This window comes from Thalassomonas sp. M1454 (assembly GCF_007097525.1).
Lineage (GTDB): Bacteria > Pseudomonadota > Gammaproteobacteria > Enterobacterales > Alteromonadaceae > Thalassotalea_A.
In genome coordinates this window covers 207,088-223,391 of sequence record NZ_VKDD01000003.1, presented here as the reverse complement: position 1 = coordinate 223,391, position 16,304 = coordinate 207,088, and the positions used below count along the sequence as shown (strand labels likewise).

Below are 16,304 nucleotides of genomic sequence, written 5' to 3'. Positions count from 1 at the left end.
GTTTAATTTATTAGGAAGTTAAATGTAAGAAAGACATTTTATTTGATAAAAGTAGAGGCACATCCCTGTGCCTCTATAACAGGGAGTTTTGTTACATTTTGATTTCAGCACCTAAGTATAAGAATCTACCCATACCGCCGCCGTAAGAACTATCGTAGTTACCTTTACCGCCTAAGATAAACTCACCACGCTCGTCAAATACATTGTTAACACCACCGAAAAAGCGCATTTCTGTTTTATCGGTTATATCTGTTGTATATGACAATGAAAGGTTATGTTTAATGTAAGAACCAATATCATTGAACTTCAGTGATTCAGGGTTTTCTATACAATCATCAGAGCCATTTGCACAGTTCTCGTTATTATCTTGTATCGCTTCCTGCCAATCTTCTGTTCGGCTTCTACTCGCTGTTACTGCACTCTTATAACTCGTGCTCCAACGCGCACGTAAACCACCTTTATACCAAGTTACTGAGGCAGATGCTTTATCTTCAAAAATATCTGATGATAAATAGCCTTCATAATTTGTTGTAGCAGCACCTTCTGGTGACTGAACTGTTTGTGAGTATTCGATAACATGCATCCAGTCCGCTTTAAATTTAAGCGCACCAAAATCATTTAAATCAAATTCATAAGCAGCTGCAATGTCATAACCTTTTGTAGTTATTTCATCAACGTTATAGTTACGTTGCATTATCTCTTGAATACTACCTTCACTATTACGAGTAATGTCATTACAGAATGTATTATTTTCACCATACTCTAAAGAAGAGTCATAACAATATTGGATGATATCTTCATTATCGAAGTATGAAATAGCATCTTCAATAGTGATTTCGTAATAATCAACCGCAACACGTAAGCCATCGATGAAGCTTGGTGCCATTGTTAAACCGAAAGTATAAGTATCAGCGGTCTCTTCGGTAAGGTCTTTATTACCAACATTTGGAGAGTAGCCTGAGTTTTCATCTTCAAACTCGCCATCTGTAGCTATAACACTTGCAATTGTTGGTTCCATTCGACAATTATCGTGGCCAGGTTCAGTTGAAGTTGCAGTAGTACCATCACAAAGATCGTCAAAGCTATCGTAGTCACCTCGAGGTGGAGAAAGAGCTTCGGTAATTGTTGGTGCTCGCTGCGCTCTTGCCCAGTTTGCTCGAAGAGCATAACCTGAGATTGGCTCCCAAATTAAACCTGTTTTATAACTTCCAACTAAGTCAATGTTAGACCAAGAGTAGTCAGCTACACGTGCTGAAACTTCAGCTGTAAGGCTTTTTGCACCTGGAGCATCTTTTAATAATGGAAAAGCTGCCTCAGCAAAAGCTTCATACACTTCTACATCACCACTAAATGTTGGTACATAGTTAAATGTTACGCCACCAACTTCAGCACCACCACCAGTAGCAACTTCTTGATCATCGCGTCTATATTCAACACCAAAAGCTGAAGCCACAGGGCCCGCTGGCATATCAAATAAGTCACCTGTCATATACGCTAGAACATTAATTTGCTCAATATCTGTTGTAATTGTTGGATTAGCACGGATGTAATCAGCAGCTTCAGCTGTAATTGAACCTTCACCAAATAAGTTTAATGGAACACAACCATCGGCGCGAGCGTCAGCATCAGCACATTGAACAGTTACGCCATCGTCAGCATATTCTGCGTCTAATGCACTTGCAGCTCTAAAAACGTTAATTTCATTTAAACGTAGTTGTTCTTGTTTAAATTTACCGTAACCTACAGAAACATCCCAATCCCAATCGCCATCAAACATCACACCTTGTAAACCAGCCCAGCTACGTACAGTTGTGCGTTCATTGTCGGTCATAATGTTGCCAACTTCAGCAAAGTTACGATCCCACTTTATACCTTTACTACTTGCGTCAGCGGCAATTTCTGCAGGTACATAAGGGTTGTCTGTTGGAATTCTACCAATACATGCAGTATCAAAAGAACCGTCTGAAGGTTCATACGTAAGTACGTCATCACATTCATCTTCACTTTCTGGTGCTTTGTTGTTTAAAGATTTATTAACGCTGTATTGCACTTGAAAATAGCTATTAATATCATCGGTTAACTCATAATCTACTTTGATTGCACCTGTATAAGCTTCATCTGGCACTTTAAGCATTACGAATTGATTAGTATTGATACCATAACGCTCTTCATGCCAGTCATTACGAAGCCCATTACTGTCATACCAAAAGCCAGCATCTGGACGAGAGCTACTTTTTTCGTCGAAAACACCACCAGGGATCGAGTCGCTTAAACTGCGCCAGTCTGCCTTAGTGATATCTCGCATACATTGGTCGCCACTTTCTGTTTGCATTACGTTACACATTTCATCTGTATCGTAATCCCACGAATCCTGTTGCTGAGCACGTTTACGATCGTAAAAGGTTAAACCCTTTTCTTCATTGTAACTACCTGCCATGAATAGGTAACCTCTACCATCAGAGAATTCCGTACCGTAATCCATGTCAAAAGTATATTCTTCACCACCACCTTCATCACTTTCACCAACTTTCGCTTTAAATGAAAAGCCTTCTTGGTCTTTCTTAGTTATGATATTTACCACACCTGCAACGGCATCAGAGCCGTAAGCTGCAGAAGCACCACCGGTAATAATTTCAACTTTTTCTACCATACCTGATGGTATAGTTGATAAACTCACATAGTTACCAGAGTAACTATTTGAAACAACACGACGACCATCAATAAGAGTAAGGGTGCGGTTTGTGCCTAGACCACGTAAGTCAATAGTTGAAAGGCCTGTTGTAGATACACTTGATTGTGAGTTTGTATTACTGCTACCCATAGATACTTGCGGCATTTCATTAATTAAGATCTCTGATAATGAACCTAAGCCTGTATCTTCTATGGCTTCTTTATCCATAGTTACTAATGGGGTCGCAACACTAAAACTATCCCGTCTAAGACGAGAGCCCGTAACGGTAATTTTTTCGACTTCTTCTTGTTGAACTTCTTCAACTGGAGCGGTTTGTGAATTTACAGCCGTTATATTTTCTTCTTCGGCAGCAAATGCACTATTAAATGTTAATGATAAGCCACCAAATAAAGCGGCTTTCACAGCTAACGTTATCTGTTTTTTCTGCATGATGAGTCCCTGATATTATTTTACAGTTTCAAAGTATTTTTGAACTGCATTGTTTTTTTATCGGCAACTGATTTTTATAAAGTTTTTTAGTTCGCTTTCGAATTATCTAGTTTGCGACTTAAAAAATGTTCAGTTAAATCTGTTACTTCAAATTTAACTTAGCGGATAACAAAAAATAGCAAACCTTCTACAGCTCGTTTTTACATCTATTTAACATCTTTTTTGGTTGAAAGTTTTTTAAAACAAAGGGTTATCTTATTTGTTATTGTTGTTTTTATTTATCCAAGTTCATACTTTTTGTAAAAATTAAACTCTTTAATTTGGCGCTAATTAATATTAATATGGCAACTAATTTAATAATAAAAATAAAGGTAGCTATTTAGGTGAAGGATTTACGAGCATTTTATCTTGATAGTGTATTTGTTGATCCCGCTGACCACTCGGTTCAGATCAATGACCAAGAAAAGTCATCTCTTCAGCCAAAATTTATTGAAGTACTTTGCTATTTAGCTAATCAATTTCCCCGTGTAGTAGAACGACAAGAAATTATCGATAAAGTCTGGGGGGAAAATAGTTATGTTGGTGAAAAGGCTCTCACTAATACCATTTGGCATTTACGTAAAACATTACATACAGACAATAGTTCTGAAACCATAAAAACCATACGTAAAGCTGGATATCAGCTAGTTATTGAACCTAAATGGGTAAAGGATAATAGTGATCAAACAATCACAACGATTCCTAACCAAGAACACATCCGTATTTCTAATAGCTCACAGCCCCAAATTAACTCTGGCTTTGTCCAATTTAAAAGCTATTTTCCATATGTATTATTTTTAATTGTTGCTGTATATCTATCTTTGCATCTTTATAACGAAGATAACTCACTTCAAGCCATGCAGATTGAGCAAATCACTAAAGAACCGGGTAGTGAATTATTTAGTGCTCCATCACCCGATGGTCGATATGTTGTTTATCAATGGAGTAGGGAGAATGAAGATTACAATTTATATGTAACCGATCGCCTGCAGCCATCATTACCCCCAGAGCAATTAACCTTTGATAGCGCTCTAGAAGGATTTTCGGTGTGGAGCAATGATAGTAAGTATTTATATTTTGCTCGAAAAACATCAAAGCCTAAACAGTGTGAAATTATTCGCTTAGACGTTAGCTTAAAAACAGAGCTTTCAATTGGCAAGTGCGCACGTTCAGGTCGCTATTATTATATTGCATTATCTCCTGATAACACTAGACTTGCTTATCTTGATAGTGGTGAAAGTAAAGGTATATCTTTCATTGATTTAACCGATCCTGAATTTAAATCTACGCGGTTTTCATGCTCACAGAATTGTCAATATCGAGATCGAGACATGACCTTTTCTCCCGATGGAAAAACTTTAGCGGTTACTCGACGTGCTCATCGGTTCGATGAAAATATTTACTTGATTAATATAGCCGATAATTCAGAACAACAAATTACCTTTAATGAGGCTGATATAGTTGGTTTAACATGGCACCCTGAAGGGCGTTATATCGTTTATGCTACTCAGAGATCAGATCAACGTCATGGATTTATTTATGATCTAGAGTTAAAGAAAAGAATATCCTTAGACATAAATGGTTTTAGTTACCCTGAATTTTCTAGCATAACTGGAGAATTGTTTTTTCAGCAACGGGTTGAGAACTATGAAGTATCTAGCGTTGCCTTAGATAGTGTAGTGGCTAGTGGTACTTTTCCTGTTTTGCATTCTAAATTTAATCATCTACAACCAGATTATAGTAAAGAGCAAAATCGACTTGCTTATATTTCTAATGAATCAGGGAGTTATGAAGTATGGACTGCAAAAACAGATGGTAGTAATAGAGAAAGATTAACCTCACTTAACCAATTTGCTAGTTCGCCTAAATGGTCACATGATGGCAGTAAAGTTGCTTTCTTAGCGAGCTCTCCTGATGGTAGTGGAGACAATATTTATATTGTTGATTTTCACACAAAGAAAGTATCTAAAGTTGAGACTGATTATTCGCAGCACAATAACCCAACGTGGACATTAGATGATAAACATATAATTTCTGCAGTTTATGATGAAAGGTTTGTTGATCTTTTTAAGTTTTCAATTGACCAAAAAAATGGGCTGCGCCTTACTTTTAGTGGTGGCAGATTTGGGCAAATGATAAACCAGGAAGAGCTAATTTTTGCGCCATTATCAGGAGGCCTTTATCTAACCTCTCTAAATGATTTAGAGCAAACCCAATTGTTGTTGGCAACAGACTCATTTAATGCCACCTATTCATGGGTATACCACAATAATACTGTCTTTTTTAATCAAGAAGATGATGATGCTGAGGTTATTTATTCTATAAACCTGAGTGATAAAACGCGTAAAGCGGTATTTAAGTTACCGAAGAAATCTATGACAGACCAAAGCTCTGTGGCAATTGGCGAGAATAAGATTTACTTTACCAGAGCATATTCCTCTCAGTCTGACATTCATAAATTGAATCATCCATTGTGGTCTAAATAACAGCTTTATCACTGCAAGTTTCGTTATTTAGCTTAAATTGCTGTTGGGTATCTAAATTATAATAAATGTTTAGCCATCTAAACGTTTAGAAGTTGACAAATCTAGATGGTCAAGTAGTATTGGTACAAATGATTATTTGTTACTAGTTTATTATGCCAATCAAAATACCTGATCAATTACCTGCTTTAAGTGTTCTAGCGAATGAGAATATATTCGTTATGTCAGAAAATCGAGCTATAAATCAAGAGATTAGACCGATGCAGGTGGCTATTTTAAATTTGATGCCTAATAAGATAGAAGCAGAAATTCAAATTTTACGTATGCTATCTAACACGCCATTACAAATAAATATTGAGTTTGTGCGTTTAAATTTGAATGAATCAAAAAACACTCCTAAAGAGCATTTAGATTCATTCTATTATTTGTTTGATGAAATTAAACATAAGCATTACGATGGCCTTATTGTTACAGGTGCACCACTTGGACAAATTGATTATGAACAAGTTAGCTACTGGAATAAGATTACTGAAGTATTTGATTGGGCTCAGTCAAATGTAACATCAACTATGTATTCATGTTGGGCTGTTCATGCCGCTCTTTACCATTTTTATGGTATTAGTCGAGACTTAAGAGAGCAAAAGCTTTCTGGTGTGTACGAGCATCAAACGAAAGATCCTATGGAACCATTAACGCGCGGCTTTGATGAAGAGTTCAAAGTCCCACACTCACGCTATGGTGAAGTGAAAAAATCTGTATATGAAAATCAGCCGCAATTAAATATATTGGCAGAATCGAGTGATGCCGGTGTTTATTTAGTGGCAACTAAAGATAAAAAGCATGTTTTTGTTACTGGCCATCCTGAATATGATGCAACGACACTAAAAGATGAGTATGAACGCGATATAAAGGCGGGCGTAGAATCAGTTATTCCAGCAAATTATTTATTAGATAATGATATAAATAATTCACCCAAAAACAGCTGGCGCAGCCATGGATGTTTACTATTTAGCAATTGGCTAAATTACTATGTTTATCAAGAAACGCCGTATCAATTAGAACAGAATTAAACCTTAAACTATTTGGGTTACACCGAATTAGGAAGTATTAAAGTGAAATCAGCAAAAACTATTTTATTAGAACAACAATTATCAGAGCGAATTTTAGTACTCGATGGTGCAATGGGGACTATGATCCAACAGCAGAAGTTTGAAGAAAATGATTACCGCGGTGAAAGGTTTAGTGATTGGCATTGTGATGTTAAAGGTAATAATGACTTATTAGTTTTATCGCAAGCGGACGTAATTAAAGATATACATCGTCAATATCTTCTTGCCGGTGCTGATATCATCGAAACCAATACCTTTAATGCAACAACGATCGCCATGGCAGATTATGACATGGAAGCATTAAGTGCTGAAATCAATTTAGTTGCTGCCCAAATTGCGCGCCAAGTAGCAGATGAAATCACAGCTAAACAGCCTGATAAGCCTAGATTTGTGGCAGGTGTTTTAGGGCCAACAAATAGAACCTGTTCTATTTCTCCCGATGTTAATAACCCTGCATTTCGTAATGTAAGTTTTGACGAACTTAAAGATGCCTATATTGAATCAACGCAAGCGTTGATTGATGGCGGCGCAGATATCATTATGCTCGAAACAATCTTTGATACGCTTAATGCCAAGGCTGCGATTGTTGCAGTTGAAGAAGTGTTTGAAACTAATGGTGAACGCTTACCTATTATGATCTCTGGAACCATCACTGATGCTTCAGGGCGTACTTTATCCGGACAAACGACCGAAGCATTTTATAACTCGCTACGCCACGCTAAACCAATTTCATTTGGCTTAAACTGTGCTTTAGGCCCGGTTGAGCTTCGCCAATATGTGGAAGAGTTATCTCGAATCTCTGATTGTGCGGTATCGGCTCATCCAAATGCTGGTTTACCTAATGCCTTTGGCGAATATGATTTTTCAGTCGAAGATATGAATGAGCATATTATTGAATGGGCGCAATCTGGATTTTTAAATATTGTCGGTGGTTGTTGTGGTACAACTCCTGAACATATTAAAGGTATTGCTGATTCAGTTGCTAATGTTAAACCTCGTAAAGTTGAGCCAAGAAAAGTAGCCTGTCGTTTATCTGGTTTAGAAGCGCTTAATTTAGATCAAACAAGTTTATTTGTTAATGTTGGTGAGCGAACTAATGTTACCGGTTCGGCAATTTTTAAACGCTTAATCACTGAAGAAAAATACGATGAAGCTATCGCTGTTGCTCTTCAACAAGTAGAAAACGGTGCGCAAATTATAGATATTAACATGGACGAAGGCATGCTTGATTCAAAAGCAGCCATGGTTCGCTATCTAAATTTAATTGCCGGTGAGCCTGATATCGCCAAAGTGCCAGTGATGCTAGATTCTTCCAAGTGGGATATTTTAGAAGCAGGCTTAAAATGTATTCAAGGTAAAGGTGTTGTTAACTCTATCAGCTTGAAAGAGGGCGAGCAGGCTTTTCGTAGTCAAGCTGAAATAGTTCGCCGATATGGCGCGGCTGTTATTGTTATGGCGTTTGATGAAGTAGGGCAAGCAGACACTAAAGACCGTAAAGTTGAAATTTGTACTAGAGCTTATCGAATTCTTGTCGATGAAATTGGGTTCCCAGCAGAAGATATTATTTTTGATCCAAATATCTTTGCGGTAGCAACAGGTATTGAAGAGCATAACAATTACGCAGTTGATTTTATTGAAGCGACTAAAGTGATCAAAGAAACTCTGCCATATGCAATGGTTTCAGGTGGGGTCTCAAATGTATCTTTCTCTTTCAGAGGCAATAACCCTGTTCGTGAAGCAATCCATGCGGTGTTTTTATACCACGCGATAAAAAATGGTATGGATATGGGAATTGTTAATGCTGGTCAACTAGCTATTTATCAAGATATCCCTGACGATCTATTAAAAGCGGTTGAAGATGTTATTCAAAACGTTGACATCGAGGGCACCGAACGATTACTAGAAGTTGCCGAAGAATATCGTGGTACTGGAAATAAAAAAGGTCGTTCTGCTGACATGTCATGGCGAGAGCTTCCTGTTACGCAGCGCTTAGAGCATGCTTTAGTTAAAGGCATTAATGAATTCATTGTTGAAGATACGGAAGAAGCTAGATTAGCTGCACAAAGGCCGCTTGATGTGATAGAGGGGCCATTAATGGATGGCATGAATGTTGTCGGTGACTTATTTGGTGAAGGGCAAATGTTCTTACCACAAGTAGTTAAATCTGCTCGTGTAATGAAACAAGCGGTTGCCCATTTACAACCATTTATTGAACTTGAAAAAACCGAAGCAAGCACTAATGGTAAAGTGTTATTAGCAACGGTAAAAGGTGATGTTCATGATATAGGTAAAAACATTGTTGGCGTTGTGCTGCAGTGTAATAACTACGATGTAATTGACTTAGGCGTGATGGTATCTTGCGATAAAATATTACAAGTTGCCAGAGATGAAAATGTTGATGTTATTGGTTTATCAGGTTTAATCACGCCTTCATTAGATGAAATGGTGCATGTTGCTAAAGAAATGCAGCGCCTTGATTTTGACTTGCCGTTATTAATTGGCGGCGCCACAACATCAAAAGCACATACGGCAGTTAAGATAGAGCAAAAATATGATCACCCGGTGATTTATGTGCCTAATGCATCCCGCTCTGTATCTGTTGTTAACTCATTACTCACGCCATCACTAAAAGATGAATTGGTTGCACGTACTGAAAAAGAATATGAAACGGTTAGACAGCGTTATGCTAATAAAGGACCTAGAACGAGTTTACTTGGACTAAAAGAGTCAAGGGCTAATGCGTTTCCATTATCGTTTGAAAATTACACACCGACAGTGCCTAATAAGCTGGGTGTGACTGTTCTTGATAATCTAGATTTAAACCAAGTACGTAACTATATTGATTGGACGCCATTTTTCCTAACTTGGCAGTTATCCGGTAAATACCCAAAAATTCTAGAGCATGAGTTAATTGGGCAAGAAGCGCAAAACTTGTTTAATGATGCTAATGCCATGCTTGATGATGTTATTGCAAATAATACCTTACAAGCAAAAGCCGTATTTGGTTTATTCCCGGCACAACGAGATGGTGACGACATTATTGTTTTTGAAGATGAGAGTCGAGAAAACGTATTAGAAACCTTGCATCAATTAAGGCAACAAACGAAAAAGCCAGCTGGCCAGTATAATCGTTGTTTAAGTGATTACGTTGCAGACAAAGACTCTGGCATAAATGATTACGTTGGTGCGTTTGCTGTATCTGCAGGTTTCGGCGCTGATGAATTAGTGGCAAAATTTGACGCTGAGCATGATGCATACAATTCTATTTTATTAAAAGCTGTTGCCGATAGGTTAGCCGAAGCTACTGCTGAGTATTTGCATGAACGAGTTCGAAAAGAATATTGGGGCTATGCGAGCGATGAAAACTTAGATAATGACAACCTTATTCGTGAGCAATACCAAGGTATACGCCCGGCTCCTGGTTACCCTGCTTGTCCAGAGCATACTGAAAAAGGCACGCTTTGGGATTTATTAAATGTTCATGAAAACATTCAAATGGACTTAACATCAAGTTACGCGATGTGGCCAGGTGCAGCAGTAAGTGGTTGGTACTTTGCTCACCCCGATAGTAAATATTTTGCTGTGGCTAAAATCGACAGAGAACAAGTTGAAAGCTATGCTCAACGAAAAAATATTAGTATAGCTGAAGCTGAGAGATGGTTAGCGCCTAATCTAGATTACGATCCAGATTAAGTATCTATTATTTTTAGTATGTTAAATCATATAGTTAGCCAGCTACTTTTAGAGCTGGCTTTTTATTGCAATATTAAATACTTGTTCCCCTGTATAACATTTGATAACGTTATCAATTATTCCTAGTTACAGATGTTCTTAACTCGACATATTTACTAACCGTAGAGATCAATGTGAACAATTTTAAATTATTTATCATTTTGTTTTTCAGTGTGATTTTCCTAGCCTCATGTGGTGGAGAAGGCTCTGCAGATAACTTTGATGTTGACCCGCAACCATTAGTTAATCAGCCAGATACAACTGAACCTGAAACTAATGATCCTGATGCAGAAACTCCTGATGACAATGATGATCCTGTTGATCAAACAGAGCCTGTAGAGCGAGTTGTAGTTGAAATCCAAGAAAATGGTAATGTGGTCTATCAAGACGATGTAACTTTTTCTAATAAACCACAAGGTGATATTGATTTATTCGATCCTGCTATAGCAACTGATATTATTAATAACCGATGTATTTCATGTCACTCATCGGGTAATACCGCCCAGCGCACTCCATTAGTGTTTGGAGATAGTAATTTTTATCAATCAGTATTTGATAGCTATGCCCTACATAATGGCGTTAAATTACTTGATAAAGTCAGTAAATCAGTTCCCCATAATGGCGGCGAAGTTGTTGCTTCTGATACTCAAGAGTACGCTAATCTTGAACAGTACATTGCCACAATTGAATTAGTTCAAACATGGACTGCAAAGGCAATAGATACTGATGGCGATGGTGTTTATGACGCATTAGATCCTGATGATGATGGTGATGGCATAAAAGATGTTGATGATACCTTCCCGAAGCGTGATGTTGTTATTGAGCCAGAAGAGCCAGAGCAACCTATAGATAGTAGTCTAGCTAAATTAATTAATGATCAAGTTATTTTAGCCAAGTGTATTGCATGTCACACGACTTCTGGTCAAGCAAACAATAGTGGTTTAGTTTTTGTCGATAGTAACCAAGTTGATAATCAAGTAACCAATATTGATGTGTTAACCACTTATCTATCAGATAGCTCAAAAGCTGAAACTTTACTACAAAAAGTACAAGGCCTGCTTAATCACACCGGAGGAAAATTATTTTCCCCTGGCAGTGTTGAATACGGGTATTTAGAAGAGTTAATTGCTTTATTAGAGCTAGATGATGAGCTTGGCTCTTACCCTCAAAATTTTAATAAAGAATTAAAAAGCCAAACTTACCGTCGTGCATCGGTAATCCTTACAGGTAATGTGCCAACTAAAGCTGAACTGCAAAGACAAAATACTTTATCAGATGCTGAATTTGAATTAGAAATTATTAATCTTATGCAGGGTGAAGGCTTTAAACAATTTATTAAAAATGGTGCCAATGATCAACTGTTAGTACGAGCGATTAATGTAAATCCTTTTCAAAAAGTACACCAAGTTTGGCGTTTTTGGTATCCAGAATACGGCACAATGCATGTGGCATCAGTTAATGCGGGTAACAGCGTTAGTACATTTAGAAACGCTGTTGCAAATGAGTTAGCTGAAGCGCCACTTGAACTGATTAATTATGTAGTACAAAACAACAAGCCTTATAGTGAGATCCTTACCGCCGATTACACTATGGTGTCTGAATTAACAGCGCAGATTTTTAAAACAAACCTTAGCCCTAATTATGGAGAATATGTAAGAACAGCTAACAATCTAGGCCAGCAAATCAAAAATGATAACAATAAAAAGCCTGTAGTCTGGGATAAAGGTGCTATTGAATCTGGCTCTCTAAAAGATTCTGATGATATTTACACGGCAACAGGTACATACGTATCTTTACCTAATGCAGGAGTGTTATCGAATTATAGCTATTTAAATAAGTACTTTACCACTGCGACAAATCGTAACCGTATGCGTTCACGATGGACCAATAAATTTTTCTTAGGTTTTGATATTGAAAAATCATCACCAAGATTAGTTGATGGTGATTTACAGTTTGATTATCCAACCTTAGAAAACCCCAACTGTATTGTTTGTCATGTGGTTATGGATCCTATCGCAGGAACCTTTCAAAACTTTGGTGAGGATGGTATTTATCGAGATGGCTATAATGGCGAGCATACTCTAGATGAAGGCTATAGAAAAAATAAAGAAGGCCTTTATACATTCCAATCTGGTGACCTATGGTATAGAGATATGCTACCTGCTGGCTTTGGTGACGAGCCTGTTGATACTCCTGATACTTCATTAGCTTTCTTAGCTAAAAAAATTATTGCTGATGATAGATTTGCAGCTGCTAGCGTGCAATTTTGGTGGCCAGCAATTTTTGGTGAAGATCTTTTAGAAAATGATCTAGATAGCCGTATTTTGGCTCAGCAACAATTTATAAAATCGGTCGCAGCAAATTTTGCTCAACATCAAAACTTAAAGCGTATGTTGGCGCAATTGATTTTATCGGATTGGTTTAGAGCTAGCGCCAGCAAGCAAGCTGTAGAAGAACAAGATTTAGTGATATATCGAGGTGGTAAGCGTTTATTAACACCTGAAGAAATATCAGCTAAAAGCAAATCGCTTACTGGCTTTGAGCTTGAATATAACACTACCTATCAAGCATTTTATGGTGGTATTGATTCTGAGCAAGTAACTAAACGCGTACGTAGAATGAGTTCACCTTTATTTAATGTGGCTAAATTACAAGCCAATAAATACAGTTGTTTAATTGCGGGTAAAGATTTTGAAAAGAGCAAAAATAACCGCAAGTTATTCACCGTAGTAAATTTATCTGACACTTCAGAATCATTAATCAAAGCGCAACTAGTAACTTTGTATGAAAGGTTACTTGGCGAAACTTATGGTAATGATTCAGCAGAAATTAATGCGGCCTATCAGCTGTTTATTGATGCTCAAAACTCTGTTATTGCCAGTAATGAAAAAAATATACTTAAATCATATGAGCGCTGTGAAAGCTTTAATGGTAATACATTAACAAACAAAACTAATGGTGACCCAGAACAAACCTTTAGTGCCTGGAAAGTGGTCTTAACTGCCTTACTTTCTGACTATTCATACTTGTATGAATAAGGAATAATGATGAATAGACGCAATTTTTTAAAATACTCGACAGCAGCTTTAGCTAGTAACGCGATAATGTCTAATGTTACTTGGGCAGCCGATCCTGGTTATACAGGTGAATTCTTATTGCAAGTACAAGTATTTGCTGGTTGGGATGTCGCAAGTTTTTGTGACCCTAAACAAGATGCCGATATAAATACTTGGGCTGCAACAGATACTATAAAAACCGCAGGTAATATCAAGTATGCCCCGTTTGCTAATAATGGGCCATTATTTGAAAATCACCATGATAAAATGTTGGTCGTTAACGGCGTGAATTCATTCACTAACTCACATAGTGCTGGACGTTTATATTCATTTACCGGCTTTAATGGTGGTGGCTACCCATCTTTATCGGCATTATTTGCTGCTGAAAAAGGGGCCCGTGTACCTATTCCTGTTATTTTTAATGGTGGTGACTTTTTTACACAAGGCATAGTCGCAGCGAGTAAATTAGGTAATAACGCAACCCCGTTTTTGCAGATATTGGAAAATGAAAAACCAACCAATAATAATAAGCCTTTCTTAAAGCAAGAGCAGTACTCTCTAATTCAACAGTTTAATCAACGCCGTAGCAATAACCAATTAGGTGTTGAAAATACTCTACCGAAAGAAAAAATCGCACTTGCTGATTACGATAAGTCAATCCAGCCATCAGCTGCATTTAGTAATTTCAAACCACTATTGACTCAGGTGGAGGCAAAAGAAACTACGCCACATGCAAATGGACGTAGTTATAACTATGAAAATAAGGTATTAAAACAAGCTAAATTTTCATTATTAGCATTTGCTTCAGGTTTATCTGTATCTGCAGATATTGTTGCCACAGGATTTGATAGCCATAGTGACCATGATAATAAGCAAGCAATTGCAATGTCAGACTTAGCTTCAACTTTAGATTATATTTGGGTTCTTGCTGAAGAGCTAGGTATAGCCGATAGACTCAATGTCTATGTCGCCTCTGACTTTGGTCGCACGCCGTTTTACAACAACAATTTAGGTAAAGATCATTGGGCTGTAGGTAGTAACCTGATCATGAAAAAAAATGCGCCTTGGGCAGGTAAAGTTGTTGGCTCTACAGATGCTAACCTTAATGCACAAAAAGTTAATCGTGCGGCTCCTTCTACAAGTCATGATGCCAATGGCGTTATGCTTGAGCCTAAACATGTTATGCAAGCAATGCGTAAACAACTCGGGATAGATCAATCACCTGTAGCAACAGCATTTCCTTTAAAAATAGATGCGGGTGATGAAGTCGATATCTTTGGCTTAGGTTAAATATTAGCTGCGCGAATAATTAATTAGGTAACAATAATGATAATAAATAAACCGATATGTAAAATTTTGATAGTGAGCTTAATTGCTTTATTTTCTTCTGCTTGTACTACTGTTCAGCCTTGGGAAAGAGCCAATCTTGCAAAAAATGAAATGGCAATAAACAGCGATCCTATGCAAGCCGCTTTTAGTCAGCATGTCTATACATCTAAAGAATCAACCTCAGGCTCAAGTAGCGGTGCTGGTGGCGGATGTGGGTGTAATTAATGAACTTAATTGATTCTAAAAAAGCTTTAAGTGCTTTAGCCGCAACAGCTGCTGTTTTACCAAATATTGCCCAAGCTGACTCACCTGCAGAATCTATTGTAATAGGTTATAAGCATCATAAGTACACCGAAAAAGATGCAAGTGCTACACAAACTGGTAATCAAAAGGTTGAACGCTACGAGATTGATGTAAACCAATTTCAATTACTCTTACCGCTTAGTGATAAGTATCAACTAAATTTTGATTATCAAACCGAAACCATGAGTGGCGCATCGCCTTGGTATACATATAAAGCAGGTGATGGAACGGTTCGTCAGGTAATGAGTGGCGCATCGATTAAAGATACACGTGATGACATTAAAGTTTCTTTATCGACTTATACGCAAAATTCCACATTAACCTTAGGTGTCGCTAACTCGAGTGAAGATGATTACGATGCTAATAGTGTGTTTGCTTCGTACAGTCATACAACTGATGATAAAATGCAAACTTATGGCATTAGCGTTGATTACTCTGATGATACAGTCGACCCGGTTGATAAAGATGCCTTTACTCCACAGCGAGTAGACGAGCAAGATAAAAACTCTTTATCTTTAATGCTATCAACAACACAAGTTATTAACCGCAATATGCTTTGGCAAGTAAGTGCTGGTTTTATTGAAAAAGAAGGCTATTTATCAGACCCTTATAAATTAGTCGATATTGTTGACCCGGTTGATAATTCACAGCGAATATTAATTAACGATCAACGCCCTAAAGATCGCTTTGCTTGGCTTTTTACTTCAAGTACTCGTAATTATGTTGAAAGCATGCAAGCTGCTGCTCATGTTGATTACAGATACTACCAAGATAACTGGGATTTGAGTTCACATACTATTGAGCTTAAATGGTTGCAAACTATTGCCAAAGATTGGCGTTTAATCCCTTCATTTCGATATTATACGCAAACGGCAACTGACTTTTATCAAACTTACTATGAAAGTGATCGCCCGCAAAAGTATTACTCTAATGACTACCGTTTATCTTCTTATGGCGCGATCACACTTGGCTTAAAAGTTGAAACTAAAATTGATGATTGGTTGCTAAATATTAGTTATGAAAGCTATCGCTCTGATGGCAGTTACGGCTTAGAGAGTGAAAATCAAGACAACCCCGGCTTAGTTGACTTTGATATTTTAAGTCTTGGTTTTTATTACTCTTTTAATTAGCC

General features: G+C 37.4%; 8 protein-coding genes. 7 read left to right on the top strand and 1 reads right to left on the bottom strand.

All coding sequences use genetic code 11. The features are described 5' to 3' along the window. Positions 1-91: 91 nt before the first annotated feature. The gene (locus tag FNN08_RS09315) at positions 92-3,121 is read right to left on the bottom strand and encodes a TonB-dependent receptor domain-containing protein (protein ID WP_143585057.1); all 3,030 of its coding nucleotides are present in this window, start codon (positions 3,119-3,121) and stop codon (positions 92-94) included. A gap of 383 nt (positions 3,122-3,504) precedes the next feature. Here FNN08_RS09315 and FNN08_RS09310 point away from each other — a divergent pair, with 383 nt between their 5' ends. The 7 genes from FNN08_RS09310 (at position 3,505) to FNN08_RS09280 (ending at position 16,302) form a co-directional block, all read left to right on the top strand. Continuing rightward, positions 3,505-5,646, top strand: a complete 2,142-nt coding sequence (locus FNN08_RS09310) for a winged helix-turn-helix domain-containing protein (RefSeq protein WP_143585055.1) — start codon at positions 3,505-3,507, stop codon at positions 5,644-5,646. 152 nt (positions 5,647-5,798) lie between these two features. Next, a complete protein-coding gene (metA, locus tag FNN08_RS09305) occupies positions 5,799-6,713 on the top strand; it encodes a homoserine O-succinyltransferase (RefSeq protein ID WP_143585053.1) in 915 nt (304 codons plus the stop codon). A 42-nt stretch (positions 6,714-6,755) separates the two neighbouring features. After that, positions 6,756-10,445 carry a methionine synthase gene (metH, locus tag FNN08_RS09300; RefSeq protein ID WP_143585051.1) on the top strand — a complete coding sequence of 1,230 codons (3,690 nt, stop codon included), beginning with the start codon at positions 6,756-6,758 and terminating at the stop codon, positions 10,443-10,445. A gap of 173 nt (positions 10,446-10,618) precedes the next feature. Next, on the top strand, positions 10,619-13,522 hold the full coding sequence (locus FNN08_RS09295) for a hypothetical protein (RefSeq protein ID WP_143585049.1): 2,904 nt from the start codon (positions 10,619-10,621) through the stop codon (positions 13,520-13,522). A 9-nt stretch (positions 13,523-13,531) separates the two neighbouring features. Continuing rightward, positions 13,532-14,830 carry a DUF1501 domain-containing protein gene (locus FNN08_RS09290; protein WP_185962612.1) on the top strand — a complete coding sequence of 433 codons (1,299 nt, stop codon included), beginning with the start codon at positions 13,532-13,534 and terminating at the stop codon, positions 14,828-14,830. 72 nt (positions 14,831-14,902) lie between these two features. Then, positions 14,903-15,094 (top strand): DUF4266 domain-containing protein, encoded by a 192-nt coding sequence (locus tag FNN08_RS09285; protein WP_260679305.1) that lies wholly within the window; start codon positions 14,903-14,905, stop codon positions 15,092-15,094. After that, positions 15,094-16,302: a DUF3570 domain-containing protein gene (locus FNN08_RS09280; protein WP_143585043.1), complete on the top strand. Its 1,209-nt coding sequence runs from the start codon at positions 15,094-15,096 to the stop codon at positions 16,300-16,302. Before FNN08_RS09285 ends, FNN08_RS09280 begins: the two co-directional genes overlap by 1 nt. The last annotated feature ends 2 nt before the right edge of the window (positions 16,303-16,304 follow it).